We start from the raw sequence: 23,928 nt of genomic DNA, 5'->3' as shown, positions 1-23,928 counted from the left end.
CAAGGGCTGCCCGCCGGGCGCAACTGCGCATTCCTCCATGCCAAAAGACGTGACACGGTGAGGCCGGTAATTCAACCGCTTATATGGGTGGGGAAAGGAGAAACAGGCTTACCCGCCGGTCACGCTCATATGGCGGGCGACGGCGGGCCGTTTATGCGTGCGGTCGATGATGAAATCATGACCCTTCGGCTTGCGCAGAATGGCCTCGTCTATGGCGCTGGAAAGATAGGCGTCGCTGTCGGAAGCGCGCAGCGCGGTGCGCAGGTCGGCCGCATCATCCTGGCCGAGGCACATATAAAGCGTGCCGGTGCAGGTGAGGCGGACGCGGTTGCAGCTTTCGCAGAAATTATGGGTCATCGGCGTGATGAAACCGAGCCTGCCGCCTGTTTCCCTGACCGTGACATAACGGGCGGGGCCGCCGGTCTGGTAGTCGCTGTCGATGAGCGTGAAGCTTTGCTCCAGATCGGCGCGCAGCTTGGAGAGCGGCAGATAACGGTCTGTCCGGTCTTCCTCGATCTCGCCCATCGGCATGGTTTCGATGACCGTCAGATCCATGCCGCGACCATGGGCAAAACGCATGAGCTCGGCAATTTCAGTCTCGTTGAAATCCCTCAAAGCCACGGCATTGAGCTTGATCTTGATGCCGGCGGCCTGCGCGGCGTCCAGCCCTTCCATGACACGGTCGAGATCGCCCCAGCGGGTGATCTGGCGGAATTTGTCAGCATCCAAAGTGTCGAGCGAGACGTTGATGCGCCTGACGCCGCAATCGGCAAGTTCGGCGGCGAATTTGGCAAGCTGCGAGCCGTTGGTGGTCAGCGTCAGTTCGTCCAGCGCGCCGGTGCGCACATGGCGGCCGAGGTTCCTCACCAGCGACATGATGTTCTTGCGCACCAGCGGTTCGCCGCCGGTAAGCCTGAGCTTGCGCACGCCCCTTGTGATGAAGAGGGAACAGAGCCGGTCGAGTTCTTCCAGCGTCAGAAGGTCCTTCTTCGGCAGGAAAGTCATGTGTTCGGACATGCAGTAGGTGCAGCGGAAATCGCAGCGGTCGGTCACCGAAACGCGCAGATAGTTTATCGCCCGACCGAAGGGGTCGACCATCGGTGCGTTGTTTTCCGTCAGGGATTGCGCTCTTTCAAGCGATCCGGGGAAACTGTTCACGTCTCCATCCTCATTGCGCGATGCCCCTGGCACACACGGTGATGTAGTGGCTTGCCTATCGTGAGGCAAGTCCGTAATTCTGACGCATATGACGAGCTTGCGGAAGTGAAAAATGAGTGATGCCTGGCCGACTGAGCTGCGTGTGTCGAAAGACCGGCGGCAACTGACCGTTTCCTTCGACGACGGCAGCGCCTACCGGCTTGACGCCGAGATGCTGCGGGTGCTTTCGCCCTCGGCGGAAGTGCAGGGCCACGGGCCGGGGCAGAAGGTCACCGTTCCCGGCAAGCGCAATGTCGCCATCCGCTCGATGGTCGCGACCGGCAACTACGCCGTGCGCATCGTTTTCGACGACGGCCACGACAGCGGCATCTTTACCTGGAGATACCTCAGGGAACTGGGCGAGACCGGTGACGCACTGTTTGCCGATTATGAACGGGAGCTCGCTGAAAAGGGCTTGAGCAGGGAGCCGCTATTTCGTTAGGCGGGCGCTACTACTGTACTGCCAGGCGCACGACATTCGTGCGACAGACGCAAGGCCTGCGGTTTATCGCGAAGCTTCCACCCTCATTCCTGTGCCTGTCACAGGAATCCAGCCAGCCCAAGTCCTTGGGCTGAAAAGAGTCCTCTCGCCGCGCGGACGCGCGTCGACTGGATTCCTGTGACAAGCACAGGAATGAGGTGGTGGGGCGCGTCTGCACCTGAAGCGGCCATGGCCAAAGTGATAGAGGCCTATCTATCCCGTTGAAATTGCGCATCCCACTTCGGTAAAATCATTTTCGATTTTCATATTGATACGCTAGGAAGTGAGGGAGGGAACACCCTCGTCCTATCAATTTAAACGGGGTGGCGTGTGGCTGTCGAAGCGAACGGAAATGATCTGGCCCAGGTGGTCGTGCTTTTGGCGGCGGGCGTTGTGGCTGCGCCGATCTTCAAACGCATCGGCCTCGGCTCAGTGCTGGGTTATCTGGCCGCCGGCCTTGTGATCGGGCCTTACGGTCTCGGTTTCTTTTCCGATTCGCAGGCGATCCTCCACATCGCCGAACTGGGCGTGGTGATGTTCCTGTTCATCATCGGGCTTGAAATGCAGCCGTCTCGGCTTTGGTCGATGCGTCAGGATATTTTCGGGCTCGGCGCGTTGCAGGTGCTGGTCTGCATGGCGGGCCTGACATTGATCGGCGTTGGGCTCGGTTTTCCCGTCATCATGTCCTTCGTCGCCGGCACCGGCTTCGTGCTGACCTCGACGGCGATCGTCATGCAGATGCTGCAGGAACGCAACAGCATGTCGAGCCTGAAAGGCCAGCGCATCATCGCCATCCTGCTGTTCGAGGATCTGGCCATTGTTCCTCTGCTGGCGCTGGTTGCCTTTCTCGGTTCCGGCGGTGAACATGTGACACCCTCGGAGCGTTGGATTTCGGTGGGCATCGCGCTTGCCGCGGTTGGGGCGCTCATTCTCGCCGGGCGTTATCTTCTCAACCCGTTCTTCCGGCTGCTGGCGGCCTCCGGTGCGCGCGAGGTGATGACGGCGGCGGCTCTGCTGGTCGTGCTCGGTTCGGCGCTTCTGATGCAGGTCAGCGGTCTTTCCATGGCCATGGGCGCGTTTCTTGCCGGCGTGCTGCTGTCTGAATCCTCCTTCCGCCATCAGCTTGAGGCGGATATCGAGCCGTTTCGCGGCATTCTGCTCGGCCTGTTCTTTCTTGGCGTCGGCATGGCGATCGATCTTGCCGTCATCGCCTCCAACTGGCAGCTCGTGGTCGTCAGCGTTGCGGGTTACATGCTGCTCAAGGCCTTCCTGATCTACGGTGTGGCGCGCGCACTCGGCACCACGCGGCGGGAAAGCCTGGAGCGGGCGGTGCTGATGGCTCAGGGCGGCGAATTCGCCTTCGTGCTCTATTCGGCCGCCGTCAGCGCCGGTATTCTGGATCGTGAAGCCAACGCCATCCTGACTGCCACCATCATCATCTCCATGGTGCTGACGCCGCTGATGGTCATTCTGCACGACCGGCTGGTGCCGGCAGCGATTCCCAATACCGACGATCTCGACGTGCCGGAAAATGTCGAGGGCAGCATTCTGCTCATCGGCTTTGGACGTTTCGGCCAGATCGTCAGCCAGCCGCTTCTGGCGCGGGGCTATACGCTGTCGCTCATCGACAAGGATGCCGACTTCGTGCGTGATGCGGCGGAATTCGGCTTCAAGGTCTATTATGGCGATGGCTCGCGGGCGGAAATCCTGCACGCCGCCGGTGCGAGCACGGCACGCGCCGTGCTTATCTGCGTCGATGACAAGGATGCGGCGGTGCGGATCGCGGAGATCGTCAAACACGAGTTCCCGCTGGTTCCGGTTCTCGCCCGCGCCTATGACCGTGGCCATGCCATCGACCTTCTGAAGGCCGGTGTCGATTACCAGATCCGCGAGACGCTGGAATCGGCGCTGAATTTCAGCGAGGAAGTGCTGGGCGCGATGGGCGAGGAGCGCGAGGATGCAGCCCGTCTGGTCGAGGAATTCCGCGACCGCGACGAGGAGCGTTTCGCGATGGAAGTCGTCGGCGGCATCTATGCGGGCCGTTCGCTGATCCGCGGCAATGCCCAACCGGCCGACCTTGTTGCTGCCCGTACCGCGCGCGAGCGGGCGGAGCGGGAGAAGGCAGAGGCAGCGGAAGAGTAGCGCCGTCCGGTGGGGCGCAGATTGTTTTTACGGGATGGAGACGACATGACGATCATTCGCACGGTTGAGGAACTGAAGGCCATCTATGATGGCACAAGCGAAGCGTCGATCGCCAAGGTGACCGGCTCGCTGACGGCCGAATACAGGCTGATGATCGAGGCCTCGCCTTTTCTGGCGCTGGCGACGGTGGGGCCCGAAGGCATGGACTGTTCGCCGCGCGGCGATAAGGGCGGTGTGGTGCGGGTGGCTGACGACAGGACCCTGCTACTGCCCGACTGGCGCGGCAATAACCGCGTCGATTCGCTTTTGAACATCGTGCGCGACCCGCGTGTGGCGCTGATGTTTCTGATCCCCGGCTCGAATACGACGATGCGCGTCAACGGCCGTGCCGTGGTTTCGGTTGATGCCGACCTGCTGCAGAGTTTCGAAATGGACGGCAAACATCCGCGCACGGTGATCGTTGTGGAGATCGACGAGGTCTATTTCCAGTGCGCCAGGGCTCTCATGCGCTCCGAACTGTGGAACCCGGCCAATTTTGTCGAACCCGCATCTTTGCCCACACCGGGCGTGCTGCTGAAAGCCGCAAAAGCGGAGTTCGATCAGGAAACCTATGACAGGGAATGGGCCGCGCGCGCGGCAAAGACGATGTGGTGAAGGGTTTTGTGACCTGCCGCACACCGCCCTCATTCCTGTGCTTGTCACAGGAATCCAGCCGACGCGTGTCTACGCGACGAGAAGAGGCCTTTTCAGCCCAAGGACTTGGGCTGGCTAGATTCCTGTGACGAGCACAGGAATGAGGGTGGAGAGGGCAGGCGCACCTCACTCTACGTCCGATAAATCAGCCAGTTCTTGCCGGTATAATTCTTCTGCATGCCGTCCTCGTAAAAGACGGAGCGGTTCCTGCCGGTTTCCTTGGCGTGATACATCGCGGTATCGGCGTGGCCATAGAGCTCGCTTGGATTGGTCGCCTGCGCGGCGGAGGCAAAGCCGATGGAGATCGTCACCGTGCCATAGTCTGCGCCTGATCTGGAATTGCGGAACGGCGTGCTTTCCAGCGACAGGCGGATGCGTTCACACATCACCATCACCTCTTCCGGCGTGTTGCCGTCCAGAATGATGGCGAATTCCTCGCCGCCGCTTCTGGCGACGAAGCCATCCTTGCGGACATTGGCGCGGATGACCGAGGCGACGGTGGCGAGAATCTTGTCGCCGACGGGGTGTCCAAAGGTGTCGTTGATCCGCTTGAAATGGTCGATATCGAGCAGGACGAGCGAGGTATATTGCAGGCCGATGGAGCTGTCATAGATGGAGGCCAGCCTGTCGTCGAAAGCGCGCCGGTTGGAAAGGCGGGTCAGCGAATCGGTATTGGCGATGCGCTTATATTCATCCAGTTCCAGGCGGACCTGATGCATTTCCTCGGCATGGCGGTTGACGTCGTTGAACGCCTTTTCGCCATCGATGATTTTCGACCCTGTGGCCTCGGCGAGCAACGAAATCGCATTCTTCAGAATATTGGTGCTCGAGACATTCTTGTCGTCGATGCGCTGGCGTGTTTCGCCGAGAATCCTGTTGTAGTTCTCGATGGAGGACTGTTCCCGCCGCAGCGTGCCCAGCAGCGCCTCCAGTTCACGCCGCAGCTTCTCGTGCGCGTCATCGATGGCCCGTCCGGGAGTGCCTTCGCCGTAACGCGTGGAAAGCTCGTCCAGATCCTCCTGCGTGACGCGGTTTCCAAGCGCCGCCAGATCCTTTGTCAAAGCAGGGTTCGAGCCGATATAGGCTTCGTAAAAAAGGCTGTAATTGCGCGGGATCGGCGAAACACCCATGCTCCGCATGGCGTAGGCAATCTGCCCGGCAATGTCGGGTCCCGTGGTTTTGGGCGTGGATGCCGTGTTCATCAAGAAACTCCAGTGAGTCTGCTTATCGACTATGATTATTATTATGAAGCCCGTTTTGGAAAGCTTAATTTATGGGAAACTAATTTTTGTTCCCGGAAATTCCATTTTCGCCGATTTTTATCTTATTTAATTGATAATTATAAGTAATTTTCATTTTCTAGGATTTCCGGAATTTTTTCCCTCTACTATTCGTCTTGGTGACAGCATCGTATTTATTCTGTCAATCCCGAGAATGGGATTCGAGTGATTTATTTTGGCACAACAATGTAGGGAAATAGGCGGGAAATGGTTAGGCGGCGGCCTATTTCATTTAGACAAAACGTCGCCTATAGGTCGCACACTTCTTCAACATATCGAGATATAACAATCTTATATTTTTAATCCGCCGGCTCAGCACGTTTCGGTGCGGTCAAATAGGGCCGCGCCTGCGTGGAGTGTCCGTCAGGCGAACTTTCGAAACAGGACATGGTGTAGCTCCCGCTCTCGTCAGGCCTTGAGCCTTATCACCTGGCATACCGTCCCGGCTTCCACCGCCGGCGCGTGCGGCGGTCGCACGATCAGGCCATCGGAATGGGCCAATATCTTCATCATCGATGAATCCTGCTTGGTATAGGCTTCCGCCATCAGTACGCCGTTCTCGCCGGTGTGGAAACGGGCGCGAAGATAATCCTGCCGGTGGTCGTTTGCTTTCAGCGGCGTGGCGGTCCGGGCGGTGGCAACGCGTTGCAGGGGCGCGCGGCGGGCGATGCTGCGGAGCAGGGGCTCGAGGAAAAGCAGGCTGCAGACGAGGCTCGCGACCGGGTTTCCGGGCAGGCCCAGCACCTGCATGGTTCCGATGGCGCCGACCATCAGCGGTTTTCCCGGGCGCATGGCGATGCGCCAGAAATCAAGCTGCATGCCTTCGGCCTTCAGCGCCGCCTGCACGAGATCGTGGTCGCCGACCGATGCGCCGCCGAGTGTCACCAGCACGTCGGCCTTTGCCGCCGCGGCCTTGCCGATGGCGGCGCGGATCAGCGCGTCATCGTCAGCGATGATGCCGAGATCGAGAATGTCGGCTCCGGCAGTCCGGGCAAGGGCCGCGACCCCGAAGGTGTTCGAGGCGATGATCTGCGCCGGCTGCGGCGTGCTTCCGGGCGGCAGCAATTCGTCACCGGTGGCAAGGATGGCGACGAGCGGCCTGCGATAGACGGGAAGCGTGGCATGGTTCATTGCCGCCGCGACGGTGAGATCGGTAAAACCGAGTTCGCGCCCCGCCTTCAGAACCGTTTCACCCTTGGCAAAATCCTGTCCGCGCGGGCGAATGTGTCGCCCTGCGGTGACTTCGAAGGTGGTGCGGATTTTTCCGCCCTCCAGCACTTCGGCGTCTTCCTGAATGAGAATGGTGTCGGCCCCTGTGGGGACCGGCGCGCCGGTGAAGATGCGCACGGCCTCGCCTTGCCCCACCGTACCTGTAAAAGCATGGCCGGCGGCGGCTTGGCCGATGACGGTGAGAACCGAGCCGATTTCAGGCGCGTCGGCGCTGCGCAGCGCATAGCCGTCCATGGCGGAAGCGTCGAAAGGCGGCTGCGTCAGACGCGCCGCTAGGTCAGCCGCGAGAATGCGGCCATCGCAGTCGGCAAGCGGCAATGTCTCGCTGTCCGCGACCGGAACCGCCGCCTCCAGAAGGCGCCTTGTGGCCTCGTCCACCGGCAGCAGCGGTTTCATTCAGCTCTCCTGTCGTCGGAAATCGCCAGATTTGCCACCGCTTTTTTCGAGAAGGCGGATATTGACGATTTCCATCGCCTTGTCGGCGGCCTTGGCCATGTCGTAGATCGTCAGGCAGGTGATGGAAACGGCGGTCAGCGCTTCCATCTCCACGCCGGTCTTGCCTGACAGTTTCACCATGGCTTCCACCCGCAGGCCGGGCAGGGCAATGTCTTCGGTGATGTCAACCGAAACCTTGGTCAGCATCAGCGGGTGGCAGAGCGGGATGAGGTTTGCGGTCTGCTTGGCGGCCATGATGCCCGCCAGGCGGGCAGTGCCGATGACGTCGCCTTTCTTGGCGTTGCCGTCGCGAATAAGGGCGAGCGTTTCCGGTTTCATTTTCACGAAACCCTCGGCGACGGCGACGCGGACGGTCTCAGCCTTGTCGCCAACATCGACCATATGGGCCTCGCCGGCGGCGTCTATATGGGTCAGCTTGCCCGCCTCGCTCATGGGGCGATCATTCCGCTGCCAGAACGCCGGTCCTGCCGGTCAGCAGCGCCTTGGTGGCCGCCGTCACATCGTCCTTGCGCATCAGGCTTTCGCCGACGAGGAAAGTGCTGATGCCGCTCTTTTCCAGCCGCTTGCAATCCTCATGGGTGAAGATGCCGCTTTCGCCGACCAGCAGCTTGTCGGCGGGCACGAGACCAGCCAGCTTCTCGCTGGTTTCGAGGCTGACTTCGAAGGTGCGCAGGTTACGGTTGTTGATGCCGAGAAGCGGCGAGGCGAGCTTCAGCGCCCGTTCTGTCTCTTCCGCATCATGCACCTCGACCAGCACGTCCATGCCGAGCGCGAAAGCCTCGTCTTCCAGGCGTTTTGCCTCGTCGTCGGAGAGTGAGGCCATGATGAGGAGAATGCAGTCCGCGCCCCAGGCGCGGGCCTCATGCACCTGATAGGTGTCGAACATGAAATCCTTGCGCAGCGCCGGCAGGGCGCAGGCATTGCGGGCGGCGGTCAGGAATTCCGGCGCGCCCTGAAAGCTCGGGCTGTCCGTCAGCACCGAAAGACAGGCGGCGTCGCCCGCTTCATAGGCGGCCGCCAGCGCCGGGGGATCGAAATCCGGGCGGATCAGGCCCTTGGACGGGCTGGCTTTCTTGATCTCGGCGATCAGGCCGAACTTGCCCTCAGCCTGCTTTGCCCTGAGCGCCCTGTAAAAACCGCGCGGCGCCGTCTGGCCCGCGGCCATTGCTTTCAGATCGGCAAGGGAAACCTTCGCCTTGGCGGCAGCAATTTCCTCGCGCTTGTAGAGTTCGATCTTGTTCAGAATGTCGCTCATGGTTTCGCTCTCATTCCTTTCAATGGTCGGCCTGCGCGGGGTCGGCTTCGTTGGATACGGCAACAAGACGGTCGAGGGCTGCGGCAGCAGCACCGCTGTCGAGCGCCTCGCTGACAATCGTCATCGCCTGACCCAGAGTTTCGGCCTTGCCGGCAATGACGAGGGCTGCGGCCGCATTGCACAGCGACACGTCGCGATAGGCATTGCGTTTACCGGACAGAACCTCACGCAGCGCCGCCGCATTGGCAATGCCGTCGCCGCCCTTCAGATCGTTCATCTGAGCCGGCTGAACGCCGAAATCCTTTGGCGTCAGGTCGAATGTGCGGATCTTGCCGTTTTCCAGCGCCGCCACATGGGTGACGCCCGTGGTGGTCACCTCATCCATGCCGTCGCCATGCACGACCCAGATGCTCTCCGAGCCAAGATCACGCAGCACTTCGGCAAGCGGCACCAGCCAGCGCGGCGAGAAGACGCCGAGCAATTGGCGCTTTGCGCCTGCCGGGTTGGAAAGGGGGCCAAGCAGATTGAAGATCGTGCGTGTGCCGAGTTCGACCCGGCTCGGGCCGACATGGCGCATGGCGGAGTGATGCAGCTGCGCGAACATGAAGCCGAGACCCGCCTCGCTGATGCAGCGGGCGATGAGGTCGGGGCCGATATCGAGCTTCACGCCGAGCGCGGATAACGCATCCGCCGTGCCGGATTTGGAACTCAGCGCCCGGTTGCCATGTTTGGCGACCGGCAGGCCCGTGCCGGCGACGATGATCGAGGCCAGCGTCGAGATATTGTAGGTGCCGATGCCGTCACCGCCGGTTCCGACGATATCGATGGCATTGGCGGGGGCCGAGACAGGCAGCATGCGGGCGCGCATGGAGGAGACGGCGCCGACGATTTCGTCCACCGTTTCTCCGCGCACGCGCAGCGCCATCAGGAAACCGCCGATCTGCGACGGCGTGGCTTCGCCCGACATCAGAATGTCGAAAGCCGCCCGCGATTCCTCGCGGTTCAGGCTTTCTCCGTTCGCGACCTTGGCGATCAGCGGCTTCAGTTCGGCCATCTTTATCGCCCCCCGGTTAGAAGCCGACCATCGCCTGGTCGGCGAGGGCCTGATTGATGGTCACACCATAATCATTCTGCAGGCGGTTGACCATCTGGTCCAGCATGTCGTCGCCGGCCGCGCGGGCGATGGCGGCGAATTGCTGGTCGTCATTGGCGAGCGCATCGGCAGGCGCATTGGTGTCAACGGAGGTGACCTTGAAGAGGATGCGGCTGGAGCCATCGGCATCAGCCGCCGTGCCAACCTTGCCTTCAGCATCGGAGAAGACCGCCGCGATCGTCTGCTGGCCGAAAATAGCGTCTTCGCTGGTGCGGCGCAGGCCGGATTTCTGCTCGACGGCAAGGCTCAGCTCGCCGGCCACGGCCTCAAGGGTCTCACCCTTTTCAACGCGCGCCTTCAGCTCATCGGCCTTGGTGGCCAGCGCCATCCGCTGCTGCTCCGCCGTCCAGTCGGCGACGACATCGTCGCGCACTTCGGCAAGCGTGCGGTCGCGGGCGGCAATGATCTGGTCGACGTCGAACCAGATGTAACCTTCACGGCCGAGGTTGATCGGCAGCGCTTCGGTGCCGGGTTCGGTCTTGAAGACTTCCTGTGCCAGCTGCGGGGAGGGCAGGCCCTGAACCGCATCGCCCTTTTCATCGAGGCCAGCGGCATCGATGGCGGCGATGGTGACGGGCTTGAGGTTCAGCTGCTTGGCAGCATCGGCAAGCGAGGAACCTCCGGCGCGCAGGTCCTCGTAACGGTCATGCACATTGGTGATTTCTTCCGCGGCGGCGGCGGTGGCGAGGTCCTTGCGGATGTCCTCTTTCGCCTCTTCCAGCGTACGGGTTGTTTCCGGCTTGATGCCGGTAACGCGCAGAATGACAGGGCCGAAGGAGCCTTCGACGACCGCGGAGACGCCGCCATCCTTCTGGATGGCGAAAGCCGCATCGGCAATCGACTGGTCGGGAATGGTATCCTTGGTGAATTCGCCAAGCGTGACGTCGGACGGCGTCTTGCCCTGATCCTTCACGACCTGATCATAGGTGGTGTTGCCGAGGCGGATCTGCTCGGCGGCGGCTTCGGCCATTTCCTTGCCCGGGAAGGTCAGCTGCTCCACCGTGCGGCGGCCGGCAGTGCGGAAGCTGTCCTTGTGGCTCTCGTAATAATCGGCGATCTGCGCATCCGTTACCGAAGCCTGATCGGCAATGTCCGACGGTTCCAGCTTCACATAGGTGAACTTGCGGAATTCAGGGGCGCGATATTTCGTCTTGTTGGTTTCGAACCAGGGCGTCAGCACGTCGTCGCCCGGTGCCTTCACCGGCGGAATGACGGCGTTGGAAAGAATGACGTAATCGACCGCGCGCTGCTCGTTGCGATACTGCTTCAGCGCATCGACCAGCACCTGCGGCGCTGCAAAACCATCCGAGACGGCTTCGACGATCTGGCTTCTGACGGCAACCTTGCTGCGTTCCTTGATGTAGTCGTCTTCGCGGAAACCGGAATTGCGCAGCCGCTCGCTGAAGAGATTGCGGTCGAACTGGCCGTTGACCGACTTGAAGGCCGGGTCTTCGGCAATAAGGTTGGCGAGGCGGTCTTCCGAAAGGCCGAGATTCATCTTCGAGGCCAGCTCGTCGAGGGCAGCACCCGCGGCAAGCTGGCTGAACACCTGACGGTCGATGCCGAAGGCCTTGGCCTGTTCCGTCGTCAGACGGGTGCCGAACTGGCGGCTGAGATCTGAAATCTGACGCTGATAGGCGAGGCGGAACTCCTCGGGGCTGACCGTCTGGTCGCCGACGGTCATGACCGCATGCGAATTGGCGGTGACGAGTGATGCGGAGACGCCCCAGACGCCAAACGAAACAACAAGCAGGAGAAGCAGCAGCTTGGCTGCCATGGTTCGAGAAGCATTTCTCAGGGAATCGAGCATCGTTATGCAAACCTCACAGGAACGTCATTGCGGTCGCCAGCCGTCCGGCCCGCAACGTATCGGCGTTCCTTAAATCAATCCAAACGGAAATTGAAGGGAATTTGCCTTGGAAAAACGGGGTTTTGAAAACGCTTGTGTGATTGGGACGCGTGAAATGGAGGCGATGGTTCGATATCGGGTGCCTGTCCGCCCTCATTCCTGTGCTCGTCACAGGAATCCAGCCAGCCCAAGTCCTTGGGCTGAAAGGACACCTCCCGCCGCGCAGACGCGCGTCGTCCGGATTCCTGTGACGGGCACAGGAATGAGGGAAGGAGAGGCCGGCGCCTTGGCAAAATAAAACCGCCCGGAGGGCCCAGGCGGCTGCGAAGAATCGTTTTTTAAACGGCGTTTAAGCCGGACTGCCGCGCTCAAAAAGCGCGGTCGCGCCTGATCATGGCTTTGAATTCCTCGTCTTCCCGCCGCATCTCGGCGACGACGGAGATCATCGATGTCACGAACATAATGCTGATCAGGGCAAGAAGCAGCGTCAAAAATGTGAACATGATAGTATCTCCGTGTGTTGCGAGAAATTCTCGCCCTCTATCAGTAATAATTCATATACTGATAACGGGCGGTCAGCTGCGGATAGTCCGGACCCTGCTTTTCAGGCTTCTGTTCATAAATACTAAACGTCGTTGCCACCATGGCGATGACCAGTACTGTCCAGGCGGTGCTGATGACACTGATCTTTGCCGAAGTAGACTGTTTTTCTCTTACAAACATCTGTCCGTTCCTTTGGTTCTTTCTTAACGCGCCATGTGCGATCATGTTCCGCGTCAATCGTAAAAATCGATTAGCATCGCGCCTGTGAAACTTCCTTGAATGGCTTGTTCATCTGGCGTTCAGGAAACTGGCTGTGGGCATCATTCGAGAAAAAGGTACTCGGCAGCGAATGATGCGACGATCGAAAGGACGATCATGAAGGCCAGCATTTTCAATACTCCGGATGCTTAACGGGTGAGGGGCGTTTCGGTTTCCTGATGGTGTGCATTTATAGAAAATAGCCCTGAAACCGCACTGAACGGCCCATTCATCCGTGGTTCAGGCCGTCCGGAACACGGGCTTGGGTGGTAAAAGTCTTGCGCCGAGCCCGTCTCCATGACAAAAGGCGGCACATAACGCCCACCACCTGAGAGCGATATGACGATTGCCTTTTATCCAGGATCCTTCGATCCGATGACCAACGGACATCTGGATGTGCTTATCCAGGCACTGAACGTGGCGTCCAAAGTCATCGTCGCCGTTGGCATCCATCCCGGAAAAGCGCCGATGTTCAGTTTCGAGGAGCGGGCGGCGCTGATACGCCAGGCCCTTTCCGAGACTCTGCCGGGCGAAGCGGCGCGCATGGAGGTCGTTTCCTTCGATAATCTGGTTGTCGATGCCGCCCGTCAGCACGGCGCGCGCCTTCTGCTGCGCGGCCTGCGCGACGGCACCGATCTCGATTATGAAATGCAGATGGCCGGCATGAACCGCCAGATGGCGCCGGACATCCAGACCGTATTCCTGCCCGCCGGCACCTCGTCGCGACCCATTACAGCCACATTGGTCCGGCAGATCGCCGCCATGGGCGGCAATGTCGACGCCTTCGTTCCGAAAGCCGTGCTTGAAGCCCTCAACGCCAAGCTGAAGCGCTGACTTCAGCCTCACATTCTGGAGCCAATCCGATGAAACTCGTTCGATTTGCCTTTGCCGGCGCCCTGTTTGCGGGCGCGCTTGCCGCCAGCACCCTTGCATCTGCCGCCGAACTCCTGACCGTCCAGCTGAAGGACGGCCCCGTTGTCATCGAGCTGATGCCTGAGGTCGCGCCCAAGCACGTGGCGCAGATCGAGGCGCTGGCCAAGAAGGGCGCTTATGACAATGTTGCCTTCCACCGCGTCATCGACGGCTTCATGGCGCAGACCGGCGACGTGCAGTATGGCAACATGGAGAAGGGCTTCAGCGCCCAGCGCGCGGGCACCGGCGGTTCCGACCTGCCGGATATTCCGGCCGAATTCTCCAAGGTTCCCTTCACGCGCGGCGTGGTCGGCATGGCCCGCTCGCAGGATCCGAATTCCGCCAATTCGCAGTTCTTCATCATGTTTGCCGACGGTCCGTTCCTGAATGGCCAGTACACCGTGGTCGGCAAGGTCGTGTCCGGCATGGAAGCCGTGGACAAGATCAAGCGCGGCGCCGGCGGCAATGGCGAAGTTTCCAACCCCGATCGGATGATCAAGGTCACCGTCGGCAAGAAGTAAGGTAGGGCAATAGAGCCCGAACAGAGGAGAATAATCATGGCCGAGATCAAGGATCCGGAAAACACCATCATCATGGAAACGACGACCGGCAAGGTCGTGATCCAGCTTCTTCCGGAAGTTGCTCCGGGCCACGTTGCCCGCATCAAGGAACTGGTATCGGAAGGCGCTTATGACGGCGTCGTGTTCCACCGCGTCATCGAAGACTTCATGGCCCAGACGGGCGACGTGAAGTTCGGCAAGAAGGGTGCGGAAAGCTTCAACCCGGCCCGCGCCGGCATGGGCGGCTCTGACAAGCCGGACCTGAAGGCTGAATTCTCCGCCATTCCGCACGTGCGCGGCACCTGCTCCATGGCCCGTTCGCAGAGCCCGAACTCCGCCAACTCGCAGTTCTTCATCTGCTTCACCGATTCGCCCTGGCTCAACAAACAGTACACCGTCTGGGGCCAGGTCATCGAAGGCATGGAAGCCATCGACAAGGTCAAGCGCGGCGAGCCGGTGAAGGATCCCGATTCGATCGTTTCCATCAAGCTCGCTTCTGCGGCCTGATCATCGGAAATTGCAGTTCGACCCGTCTCGCAGTTTATGCGGGGCGGGTTTTGATGTTTATTGACGGTACATGATGCAGGCGGCGGGGCGACAGGTTTGGAGCCTGCCATCCGTCGCGTCGTTCTCTTCTTCCCTCATTCCTGTGCTTGTCACAGGAATCCAGCCAGTCCAAGTCATTGGGCTGAAAGGACTCTTCTCGTCGCGCAGACGCGCGTCGACTGGATTCCTGTGACAAGCACAGGAATGAGGGGGCGGATGCGTCGGGATGCAAAACACCGTGCCGTGTCATCGAATTTCTGGAAGCCCCTGCAATGCGTGTAGACCTGTTCGATTTCGATCTGCCCGAGGAGAATATCGCCCTTCGCCCGGCGAACCCGCGCGACAGCGCGCGTCTGCTGGTGGTCGATCCGAATGAAAACCGTATGGAAGACCACCGCGTCTTCGACCTGCCGTCCTTCCTGAAGCCCGGCGATGCGCTTGTCTTTAACGACACCCGCGTCATTCCCGCCCAGCTCGAAGGTGTCAGGCTGCGCGAAGGCGCGCCGGAGACGGCTGTTTCGGCCACGCTGCACATGCGCGCCGATCAATCCCGCTGGAAGGCTTTCGCGCGTCCCGGCAAGCGCATCAAGCAGGGCGACCGCATCCGTTTCGGTTATGAGCGCGACAATGCCTGCGGCCTTGCCCATCTGGAAGCCACGGTCGAGGAGAAGGGCGAGGAGGGCGAGATCACGCTGCTGTTCGACGTTTCCGGTCCTGTTTTGGATGAAGCGATTGCCTCCGTCGGCCATATTCCCCTGCCGCCCTATATCGCCGCCAAGCGGCCGGAAGATGCGCAGGACCAGACCGACTACCAGACCATCTATGCCCGCGAGAAGGGCGCCGTTGCCGCACCCACTGCCGGCCTGCATTTCACGCCCGATCTGTTTGCGGCGCTGGACGAAGCCGGCATCGAGCGGCATTTCGTGACACTTCACGTTGGGGCAGGCACCTTTCTTCCGGTGAAGTCCGACGATACCGACGATCACAAGATGCATTTCGAGATCGGCCATGTGTCGCAGGAAACCGCCGACCGGCTGAATGCGGTAAAGGCGCGGGGCGGACGCATCGTTTGCGTCGGCACGACATCGCTGCGCCTGATCGAAAGTGCGGCCGATGAGAATGGCGTTATCCACCCATGGTCCGATGCCACCGGCATCTTCATCACGCCGGGATACCGCTTCCGCGCGGTCGATATTCTGATGACCAATTTCCACCTGCCGAAATCGACGCTGTTCATGCTCGTTTCGGCTTTCTGCGGTCTCGAAACGATGCGTGACGCTTATAAGCACGCCATCGAAACCGGATACCGCTTCTATTCCTATGGCGATTCCAGCCTGTTGTTCCGGAAAAACTGATGCACGACAAATTCACCTTCACCCTGAAAGCCACGAGCGGCGGCGCGCGCCTCGGCGAAGTCGCCATGCCGCGCGGCGTCATCCGCACGCCCGCCTTCATGCCGGTCGGCACAGTTGGCACCGTCAAGGCCATGTATCTCGATCAGGTGCGCGAACTGGGGGCCGATATCATTCTCGGCAATACCTATCACCTGATGCTGCGGCCGGGTCCTGAGCGTGTTGCCCGCCTTGGCGGCCTGCATGAGCTGATCCGCTGGCCGCATCCGATCCTCACCGATAGCGGCGGGTTTCAGGTCATGTCGCTTTCCGGCCTGCGCAAGCTGGACGAGCAGGGTGTGACCTTCAAGAGCCATGTGGACGGCTCGCTGCACCACATGTCGCCGGAACGGTCGATCGAAATTCAGGGCATGCTTGATTCGGACATCCAGATGCAGCTCGACGAATGCATCGCGCTGCCAGCCGAGCGCAAGGAAATCGAGCGCGCCATGGAAATGTCGCTGCGCTGGGCGGAACGCTGCCGTGTCGCGTTCGGAGAACAGCCGGGCAAGGCCATGTTCGGCATCGTGCAGGGCGGCGACCAGCCGGATCTGCGCATCCGCTCCGCCGAAGGGCTGAAGCAGCTTGATCTGAAGGGCTATGCGGTCGGCGGTCTTGCCGTCGGAGAGCCGCAGGATGTGATGCTCGGCATGCTCGATATCACCCTGCCGGTGCTGCCCACCGAGAAACCGCGTTACCTGATGGGCGTCGGTACGCCTGACGATATCCTGAAGTCGGTAGCGCGCGGCATCGACATGTTCGACTGCGTGATGCCGACCCGTTCCGGCCGCCACGGGCTTGCCTTTACCCGCCGTGGCAGGGTCAATATCCGCAACGCCCGCCATGCCGAGGATATGCGCCCGCTCGACGAGCAGTCCAACTGCCCGGCCTCGCGCGATTATTCCCGCGCCTATCTGCATCACCTCACGCGCTCCAACGAGGCGCTGGGCGGCATGCTGCTCTCCTGGCACAACCTTGCCTATTATCAGGAGCTGATGCAGGGTATCCGCAAGTCGATCGAGGAAGGCCGTTTCGCCGATTTTTATGCGGAAACCATAGAGATGTGGGCGCGCGGCGACATAGACCCCGTCTGACGCTTCCCGACCCTCTCTCCTGTTTCGGACGCTTTCATTGGCACATGCGCCTTACGTTCTTTTCCGGGATGACACGACCGGCACGGTGACAGCCTTCACCGAGCCGGAAGAGATCATCGTCGCGGACGAGCCTGAGGCATTTTTTGCGGCGCTGAAGCGCATGGAGCAGCTGCGTCGCGACGGGAAATATCTTGCCGGCTATATGTCCTACGAGGCCGGTTTCCTGTTCGAGCCTAAACTTGCGCCTTTTGCGGCCGAGCCCCGCAACGTGCCGTTTTTACGATTCGGCGTCTTTTCCGGCCCGCAGCCGGATGAGGGTCGGTTCGCGCGGCCTACAGACCTGCCGGATGCGGATGCCTTTCTGTCCGATCCTGTGCCCGTATGGAGCCTTGAAGATTATTGCCAGCGCTTCGAGCGGTTGCATGATCATCTGCGCCGGGGCGACTGTTATCAGGGCAATCTGACCATGCCGGTCCATGCGGGCTGGAGCGGCGATCCGCTGACGGCCTTCTGGTCGCTGGTCGAGCGCCAGCCGGTCAGATATGGCGCGCTGGTCGATCTCGGCGGACCTGTCATCCTCTCACGCTCACCGGAGCTGTTTTTCGCCGTGGATGCCCAAGGTTTCATCGAGACCCATCCGATGAAGGGTACGACGCCGCGTGGCGCGAATGCGCAAGAGGACCGGGCGATCATCGCGGCGATGCTTGAGGATGAAAAGACGCTCGCCGAAAACCGCATGATCGTCGATCTCCTGCGCAACGATATTTCTCGCATCACCGAGGTCGGCAGCCTCGATGTGCCGCGACTGTTCGATATCGAGACCTATCCCACCGTGCACCAGATGGTCAGCCATGTGCGGGCGAAGCTTTTGCCCGGTGTGACGGTGGAGGATATTTTTGCGGCGCTGTTTCCCTGCGGCTCGGTGACCGGCGCACCGAAAATGTGGGCGATGAAGATCCTGCGTGAGCTGGAGCAGACGCCGCGCGACGCCTATTGCGGTGCGATCGGCTTCATGTCTCCGAGTGGAGAAATGCGTTTTTCGGTGGCGATCCGCACGCTGATGCTGTTCGATGGCGGCCGCGCGGTCTTCAATGTCGGCGGCGGCATCGTCTTCGATTCCGATGCCGAGGCGGAATATGATGAGTGTCTGCTGAAATCCAAGTTTGCGGTGGGCGACAGGTTGTTGCGGGAGTGATCGGGAGAGAGGTGCGGCAAACTCGAAGTGTTCTGTCTTCGGCAATGCTCTCTCCTCCCTCATTCCTGTGCTTGTCACAGGAATCCTGCCAGCCCAAGTCCTTGGGCTGAAAAGATTCCTCCCGTCGCACAGACGTGCGCCGACTGGATTCCTGTGACAAGCACAGGAATGAGGACGTTGGAGGAAGCCCCAATATCAGCAGCCAGATATGCGTCCGTAAGAAAACCGGCTACGGGTTTCGCGACCACACGTCTTCAGCGCCCAATCATCCCAAACGCACCATCTTCCACCAGCGCTTCCTTCGCCGCCGGATGGCTTAGAAAACCCGAAGGGCTGGCGCTGGCGCCATAGGCTCCCGATTGCAGGATGGCGAGGAGATCGCCGGCCTTCAGATTCGGCAGGGTCGCATTGCGGGCGAGCGTGTCGAGCGGTGTGCAGAGCGGGCCGACGATGGTTGCCGTTTCCCCGTAATCCGCCTGCATCATGGCCGGTGTGACGATGGGGTAGTTGCGCTTGACGATCTGGCCGAGATTGCCGGAGGCCGCCAGATGGTGGTGCATGCCGCCATCCGTCACAACGAAGGTGGTGCCGCGCGAGGTCTTTACCGAATTGACTTCCGCCACATAGATGCCGCCGGGACCGGCGAGGAAGCGGCCGGGTTCGACGATGACATGAGCATTCGCAATCAGCGGATGCGCCTGCATCAAGGCCTTGAGGTCGGGAATGGCGGCGCTGACCGCTGCAAGATCGAGCGGCGTTTCTCCGGCGAAATAGGGGATGCCGAGGCCGCCGCCGAGATCGATGGTCTGAAGCGGCCTGCCGAGCATTTCCGCCATGCGCGCCGCAAGGGAGATCGAGTGTCTCCATTGAGAGACAAGCATGTCCGCGTCGAGGATCTGCGTGCCACCGTAAATATGGATGCCGACGAGATCGATATGCCTGCTGTCCCTGAACAAGGGCAGGACGTTTTCCAGCTCTTCCTCATCGAAACCGAAGGCGGTGGCCTTGCCGCCCATGCGCATGGCGCCGGCCTGCGCGTCTGGCACCGGATTGATGCGGATGGAGGCCTTGACCGGCCTGCCGATTGCCTCGATGCGGGCGATTTCTTCGGCGCTTTCGATATGGATTTCGCCGATGCCGCCCTTGATCACTTCCATTAATTCGGCCGCGCGTTTACCGGGGCCGGCGAAGATGATCTTTTCCGGCGGCATGCCCGCCTTGATGGCGGCGCGATATTCACCGACGGAGGCGATTTCCGCGCCGGCGCCTTCTTCGCGGAAGAGCGAGATGATGGCGGGCAGGGGATTGGCCTTCACCGAATAAAAGATATCGGCAAAACCGCTGAGCGCGGTTGCGAGATCCCGATAGGCGCGGCGCATGGCGCTCGCGTCATAGAGGAAGCACGGCGTTCCGGTCTCGGCAACGATATCGCGCACCGCAAGGCCGCCGATGACGAGATCGTTTTCGTCGATCGTGAATTGCGTGGCTGCAAGGGCCGGGCCGTGGCTTTGGGGTTTATCCGTGGGCGCCATTGTCCGTCCGTTCGCGCACCAGCGCGCGGTAATCCACCTTGCCATTGGCCGTGACCGGAAGCCGGTCGACCAGTTCTATGGCGCGCGGGATCATGAAGGGGGCGAGCATTTCGGTGGCTTTCTTGAGCACCGCCGAAACATCGATATTCTCATTGGCGGCGGTGGCCACCGCATGCACCTTTTCACCCGCGAAGGGGTCCGGCAGGCCGATGACGGCAACCTGCTGGAAAAGCCCTGTTGACATCAGGCTTTCTTCCACCTCGGTCGGGCTGATGCGATAACCGGAGGATTTTATCATCGCATCATTGCGGGCAACGAAGCTGAAAAAGCCGTCCTCGTCCTCCACCGCCAGATCGCCGGAATAACACACGGTCTCACCGCCGCGTTCAGCCGGAATGAAAGGGTGAGGACGCAGGACCTTGGCGGTATCTTCCGGCCGGTTCCAGTAACCCAGCGACACGGTCGGGCCGCGATGGACGAGAATGCCGGGTTCGCCCGGTTTGGCGCGCTGTCCCTCGGCGGTGACGATGAAGATTTCACATTCCGGAATGGCTTTGCCGATGGAGGTCGGGCGGCGGTCGATCTCTTCCGGCGGCAGGAATGTGGAGCGGAAGGCTTCGGTGAGGCCATACATCAGGTAGATTTTGGTGTCCGGCAGCTTTTCGCGCAACGCCCTCACGGTTTCCTGCGGCACGCGCCCGCCGGAATTGGTGATGTAACGCAGCTGCGGCAGCGGCGTCTTCGCCAGCAACGGGGCTGCTCTCGTCAGGATTGCCCAGACGGTCGGCACGCCGGCAAGCCCGGTAATGGCATGGTCACGCAGATCCCTGACGATATCGTCGCCCAGCCTAAAGGTGGAGATGATCGTCGTTGCACCCTGTTCCACCGCCGTCAGCAGCTGGTTCAGGCCATAGTCGAAACTGAAGGGCAGGATGGAGAGGATGCGATCTTTTTCGGTGATCTCAAGATAGGTGCGCACGATGCGCGCACCGGCGAGAAGATTGCGGTGCGACAGCATCACGCCCTTGGGCGAGCCGGTGGAGCCGGAGGTATAAAGGATCGCCGCGAGGTCCTCGCCGATTGCCGCAGAGGCTTTGGCGGGCGCGGCCGGGCGGTTATGCATATCTTCCGCCAGCAGCACTTTGACATGCGCGAGATCTTCCAGCGCCGCTTTCAGCTCATCCGTCATCGCAGCACTGCTGATGACGATTTTCGCGCCGCAATCCCTGACGATATGGCGGATCTGCTGCGCTTTCAGGAGCGCGTTGACAGGCACGAAAACGCCGCCGGCCATGCTCACGCCAAAGATCGACCAGCATTCCTCGATGCCGCGTGGCAGAAAGACGACAACGCGGTCACCACGCTCCGCCCCTGCATCCTGCAAGGCTGCCGCGCAACGTGCGGCCGCCTGCGAAAACTCGCGGTAGCTCAGTGATTTTTCTTTGAAGACTAGCGCCTCACCGCTGCTTTCAGCCCGCGCGGTGAGCAGGTGGTGCAGCAGCACGTGGGGTGTCATTTCCGGCGTTCCTGCATGACAAAGGCGATCACGTCGGCCGGCGTGCCGAGATTGTCCGGCGTGAAATGTTCGTCACTGAGAATGATGCCGAAGCCTTCGCCGAGAAAGATCATCAGCTCGAGAAAGCCGAGCGAATCGATCACGCCGCCTTCGAGCAATTGCGTATCGGCCGCAAATGGTGCGTGAGCCGGAAAACGCTGCGAGAGGTAGGAATAGATGGTCTCTGACACATCCGCTTCCCTGAGTTGCGCTGAAACCATGCTTGTTCTCCGCTCGTTCGCGCTCTCGGGATAGAGTGGCCGAAGCGCCTTTTCTTCTTTGCAGGCAAGGTTCAACGCGGTCTTTTCAAGAGCGTCCCAATACCCTGGGTGGCAATAACACCAATTCTGAGTATGTTTCGTTAATAAACCGTGGGTTCCATACGCCCTTTACTTGCATTGGCGCGGATTTGAGAACGGCAAATCCGCCGGCGTCCCGCTCCTCGTCAGAGGCCGCCATGGTCATGGCGAGCCGGCCCTTGCGAAGAAGATGGCGGGCGATCGCAGAGATGTGCCTTTGCGCGAGCTGCCTGTCCTCGCAATAGATGAGGCGGGCGGTGGGCAGCCGCTTTGTCATGGTTTTTAAGAACACCAGGGGATGATGACGTCCATCCGCCTCCATAACCGCCACCATGCAGCCGAAACGCGCATGATCCTCCAGCATGTCACGCATCGCCGCCGGCAGCGCACCCGGGGGCACGTCGGCAAGCGGGCGAAGCCGCGCCCTTGCCGGGCCGAGCGCCTTTGGCAGCAGCGGATAAAAGAGCGTATAATCCGTCACCGTCGAGAACCCCAGCCTTTCGTTCAGCTTGCAGGCTTCCGGGGAAGGGGTGAGGTCGGTGAAGGTTTCTTCCTGCGAGGACGAGGCCATTTGCAGCATGCGTGGCGCGAACCACCGGCTGGAAGGCTCGACGTACCAGCTCGACAGATTGACGACCATCCTGTCTTCGTCGGGCAGGCGGCTTTTGATCGTCAAAAGCACACCGACGGCATCATCGCCCTTCATCAGCAATTGCCCGATCTCGCCGAAATTTAGCCGCGCATGATGGGCGCTGACGAACGACAGCCCGCGAGACCAGAAGGCCTCGCTTTTTTCCGGGAAACCCTTCGTCAAAAGCGCAACGGCGGCGACGCGGTTTCCGTTGTCGATCGGCACGATTCTCAGAGGTCGCTCCCGCTGTCTGGCGTCGTTCTGGCCCGTGGAGCGTTTTTTCAACTCCACACGGTATCGGCTTACGACGATAGATTTACCGTCCCGTTAATCACAGTGAGAGCAGGGTGCGGGAGGACGATCACATTTGCATGAAGGACAGCCGCGCCCGCGCGCCTGCCCTTGTGTTTGTCTGATCAAAGGCGGGGCCTGATCATATCAATTGATCAATAAACAACGACGCCGCGGATGCTTTCGCCCTTATGCATCAGGTCGAAGCCCTTGTTGATGTCTTCAAGCGGCATGGTGTGGGTGATCATCGGGTCGATCTGGATCTTGCCTTCCATGTACCAGTCGACGATCTTCGGCACATCGGTGCGGCCACGTGCGCCGCCGAAGGCCGTGCCCATCCAGTTGCGGCCGGTGACCAGCTGGAACGGACGCGTCGAGATTTCCTGGCCGGCGCCGGCAACGCCGATGATGACAGACTTGCCCCAGCCGCGATGCGAGGCCTCCAGCGCCTGGCGCATGACCTTTGTGTTACCCGTGCAGTCGAACGTATAGTCCGCGCCGCCGATCAGGTCGCCATTGCGCTTCGTCATGTTGACGAGATAGGGCACGATGTCCTCGCCCACTTCCTTCGGGTTGACGAAATGGGTCATGCCGAACTTCTCGCCCCAGGCCTTGCGGTCCGGATTGATGTCCACGCCGATGATCATGTCGGCGCCCGCAAGGCGCAGACCCTGCAGGACATTGAGGCCAATGCCGCCGAGACCGAAGACGATGGCGGTGGAGCCGATCTCCACCTTGGCGGTGTTGATGACGGCGCCGATGCCGGTCGTCACACCGCAGCCGATGTAGCAGACCTTGTCGAAGGGAGCGTCCGGGTTGATCTTGGCCAGCGCGATCTCGGGCAGGACGGTGTAGTTCGAGAAGGTCGAGCAGCCCATATAATGATGGATCTTGTCCTTGCCGATCGAGAACCGGCTCGTTCCGTCAGGCATCACGCCCTGGCCCTGGGTGGCGCGGATTGAGGTGCACAGATTGGTCTTGCGCGAGGTGCAGGAATAACATTCGCGGCATTCAGGCGTGTAGAGCGGAATGACATGGTCGCCTTTCTTGACCGAGGTGACGCCGGCGCCGACATCAACAACGATACCGGCGCCCTCATGGCCGAGGATGGCCGGAAACAGACCTTCGGGATCCGCACCCGAGAGCGTGAAATCGTCGGTATGGCAGATGCCGGTCGCCTTGACCTCGATCAGCACTTCACCGGCGCGGGGGCCTTCGAGTTGAACGGTCATGACCTCAAGCGGCTTTCCGGCCTGAATGGCAACTGCGGCGCGAACGTCCATATCTTATCTCCTGGCATTGTCTTGTGATTGAACAGGGCTGTTTTGCCCGAGCTTGGCTGGAGGGACAAGGGGCGAGCCAAGGTTTGTGTTTTCGGAAGTGGT

At 60.7% G+C, this 23,928-nt stretch carries 23 protein-coding genes; 9 read left to right on the top strand and 14 right to left on the bottom strand.

The features are described 5' to 3' along the window. Positions 1–108 precede the first annotated feature (108 nt). Complete coding sequence (gene moaA, locus JZY08_RS07400; RefSeq protein WP_216331439.1) at positions 109–1,158, bottom strand: GTP 3',8-cyclase MoaA; 1,050 nt, start codon at positions 1,156–1,158, stop codon at positions 109–111. A gap of 112 nt (positions 1,159–1,270) precedes the next feature. Between moaA and JZY08_RS07395 the strand changes: the two genes are divergently transcribed. The 3 genes from JZY08_RS07395 to JZY08_RS07385 all read left to right on the top strand — a co-directional run bounded on the left by JZY08_RS07395 (position 1,271) and on the right by JZY08_RS07385 (position 4,474). Further along, positions 1,271–1,639: a gamma-butyrobetaine hydroxylase-like domain-containing protein gene (locus JZY08_RS07395; protein ID WP_216331438.1), complete on the top strand. Its 369-nt coding sequence runs from the start codon at positions 1,271–1,273 to the stop codon at positions 1,637–1,639. A 369-nt stretch (positions 1,640–2,008) separates the two neighbouring features. Next, entirely contained in the window at positions 2,009–3,820 is a 1,812-nt protein-coding gene (locus tag JZY08_RS07390; protein WP_216331437.1) for a monovalent cation:proton antiporter-2 (CPA2) family protein, read from the top strand. A 45-nt stretch (positions 3,821–3,865) separates the two neighbouring features. After that, on the top strand, positions 3,866–4,474 hold the full coding sequence (locus tag JZY08_RS07385) for a pyridoxamine 5'-phosphate oxidase family protein (protein ID WP_216331436.1): 609 nt from the start codon (positions 3,866–3,868) through the stop codon (positions 4,472–4,474). 170 nt (positions 4,475–4,644) lie between these two features. On the opposite strand, the gene JZY08_RS07380 is transcribed toward JZY08_RS07385, so the two are convergent. The 8 genes from JZY08_RS07380 to JZY08_RS07350 form a co-directional block, all read right to left on the bottom strand. Next, positions 4,645–5,715, bottom strand: a complete 1,071-nt coding sequence (locus tag JZY08_RS07380) for a GGDEF domain-containing protein (protein ID WP_003495689.1) — start codon at positions 5,713–5,715, stop codon at positions 4,645–4,647. A 486-nt stretch (positions 5,716–6,201) separates the two neighbouring features. Further along, positions 6,202–7,419, bottom strand: coding sequence for a gephyrin-like molybdotransferase Glp (gene glp / locus JZY08_RS07375; RefSeq protein ID WP_216331435.1), 1,218 nt, complete (start codon positions 7,417–7,419; stop codon positions 6,202–6,204). Further along, positions 7,420–7,911, bottom strand: a complete 492-nt coding sequence (gene moaC / locus JZY08_RS07370) for a cyclic pyranopterin monophosphate synthase MoaC (protein WP_216331434.1) — start codon at positions 7,909–7,911, stop codon at positions 7,420–7,422. Positions 7,912–7,918: 7 nt separating this feature from the next. Beyond that, positions 7,919–8,734 (bottom strand): indole-3-glycerol phosphate synthase TrpC, encoded by an 816-nt coding sequence (gene trpC / locus JZY08_RS07365; protein ID WP_216331433.1) that lies wholly within the window; start codon positions 8,732–8,734, stop codon positions 7,919–7,921. A 19-nt stretch (positions 8,735–8,753) separates the two neighbouring features. Further along, positions 8,754–9,788, bottom strand: a complete 1,035-nt coding sequence (gene trpD, locus JZY08_RS07360) for an anthranilate phosphoribosyltransferase (RefSeq protein ID WP_216331432.1) — start codon at positions 9,786–9,788, stop codon at positions 8,754–8,756. A 16-nt stretch (positions 9,789–9,804) separates the two neighbouring features. After that, positions 9,805–11,664, bottom strand: coding sequence for a peptidyl-prolyl cis-trans isomerase (locus JZY08_RS07355; RefSeq protein ID WP_253204063.1), 1,860 nt, complete (start codon positions 11,662–11,664; stop codon positions 9,805–9,807). 440 nt (positions 11,665–12,104) lie between these two features. Then, positions 12,105–12,239, bottom strand: a complete 135-nt coding sequence (locus JZY08_RS27750) for a hypothetical protein (RefSeq protein ID WP_003495703.1) — start codon at positions 12,237–12,239, stop codon at positions 12,105–12,107. Positions 12,240–12,279: 40 nt separating this feature from the next. Beyond that, entirely contained in the window at positions 12,280–12,459 is a 180-nt protein-coding gene (locus JZY08_RS07350; protein ID WP_003495704.1) for a hypothetical protein, read from the bottom strand. A 417-nt stretch (positions 12,460–12,876) separates the two neighbouring features. Here JZY08_RS07350 and coaD point away from each other — a divergent pair, with 417 nt between their 5' ends. The 6 genes from coaD (at position 12,877) to JZY08_RS07320 (ending at position 18,235) form a co-directional block, all read left to right on the top strand. After that, a complete protein-coding gene (gene coaD, locus JZY08_RS07345) occupies positions 12,877–13,371 on the top strand; it encodes a pantetheine-phosphate adenylyltransferase (RefSeq protein ID WP_003495706.1) in 495 nt (164 codons plus the stop codon). Positions 13,372–13,400: 29 nt separating this feature from the next. Continuing rightward, positions 13,401–13,970: a peptidylprolyl isomerase gene (locus JZY08_RS07340; RefSeq protein ID WP_035223126.1), complete on the top strand. Its 570-nt coding sequence runs from the start codon at positions 13,401–13,403 to the stop codon at positions 13,968–13,970. Between the two features lie 36 nt (positions 13,971–14,006). After that, complete coding sequence (locus JZY08_RS07335) at positions 14,007–14,516, top strand: peptidylprolyl isomerase (RefSeq protein ID WP_003495709.1); 510 nt, start codon at positions 14,007–14,009, stop codon at positions 14,514–14,516. A 311-nt stretch (positions 14,517–14,827) separates the two neighbouring features. Further along, on the top strand, positions 14,828–15,910 hold the full coding sequence (gene queA, locus JZY08_RS07330) for a tRNA preQ1(34) S-adenosylmethionine ribosyltransferase-isomerase QueA (RefSeq protein ID WP_216331430.1): 1,083 nt from the start codon (positions 14,828–14,830) through the stop codon (positions 15,908–15,910). Then, entirely contained in the window at positions 15,910–17,040 is a 1,131-nt protein-coding gene (gene tgt / locus JZY08_RS07325; RefSeq protein ID WP_065115820.1) for a tRNA guanosine(34) transglycosylase Tgt, read from the top strand. Before queA ends, tgt begins: the two co-directional genes overlap by 1 nt. Positions 17,041–17,077: 37 nt before the next feature. After that, positions 17,078–18,235, top strand: coding sequence for an aminodeoxychorismate synthase component I (locus JZY08_RS07320; protein ID WP_216331429.1), 1,158 nt, complete (start codon positions 17,078–17,080; stop codon positions 18,233–18,235). A 254-nt stretch (positions 18,236–18,489) separates the two neighbouring features. Here the strand turns inward: JZY08_RS07320 and JZY08_RS07315 are convergent, their stop codons facing one another. The 5 genes from JZY08_RS07315 to JZY08_RS07295 form a co-directional block, all read right to left on the bottom strand. Further along, entirely contained in the window at positions 18,490–19,767 is a 1,278-nt protein-coding gene (locus tag JZY08_RS07315) for a type III PLP-dependent enzyme (RefSeq protein WP_216331428.1), read from the bottom strand. Then, positions 19,751–21,283 (bottom strand): AMP-binding protein, encoded by a 1,533-nt coding sequence (locus JZY08_RS07310; RefSeq protein ID WP_216331427.1) that lies wholly within the window; start codon positions 21,281–21,283, stop codon positions 19,751–19,753. Before JZY08_RS07310 ends, JZY08_RS07315 begins: the two co-directional genes overlap by 17 nt. Beyond that, the gene (locus JZY08_RS07305; protein WP_216331426.1) at positions 21,280–21,543 is read right to left on the bottom strand and encodes an acyl carrier protein; all 264 of its coding nucleotides are present in this window, start codon (positions 21,541–21,543) and stop codon (positions 21,280–21,282) included. The genes JZY08_RS07310 and JZY08_RS07305 overlap by 4 nt, the downstream gene beginning before the upstream one ends. An 85-nt stretch (positions 21,544–21,628) precedes the next feature. Next, the gene (locus JZY08_RS07300) at positions 21,629–22,477 is read right to left on the bottom strand and encodes a hypothetical protein (protein ID WP_003495722.1); all 849 of its coding nucleotides are present in this window, start codon (positions 22,475–22,477) and stop codon (positions 21,629–21,631) included. Positions 22,478–22,698: 221 nt separating this feature from the next. After that, positions 22,699–23,826, bottom strand: a complete 1,128-nt coding sequence (locus tag JZY08_RS07295) for an S-(hydroxymethyl)glutathione dehydrogenase/class III alcohol dehydrogenase (RefSeq protein WP_216331425.1) — start codon at positions 23,824–23,826, stop codon at positions 22,699–22,701. Positions 23,827–23,928 lie beyond the last annotated feature (102 nt).

The organism is Rhizobium sp. X9, from assembly GCF_018873185.1.
GTDB lineage: Bacteria > Pseudomonadota > Alphaproteobacteria > Rhizobiales > Rhizobiaceae > Agrobacterium > Agrobacterium oryzihabitans.
Note: the sequence above shows the minus strand (reverse complement) of the source record. Positions and strands in the feature narration are given on the sequence as shown.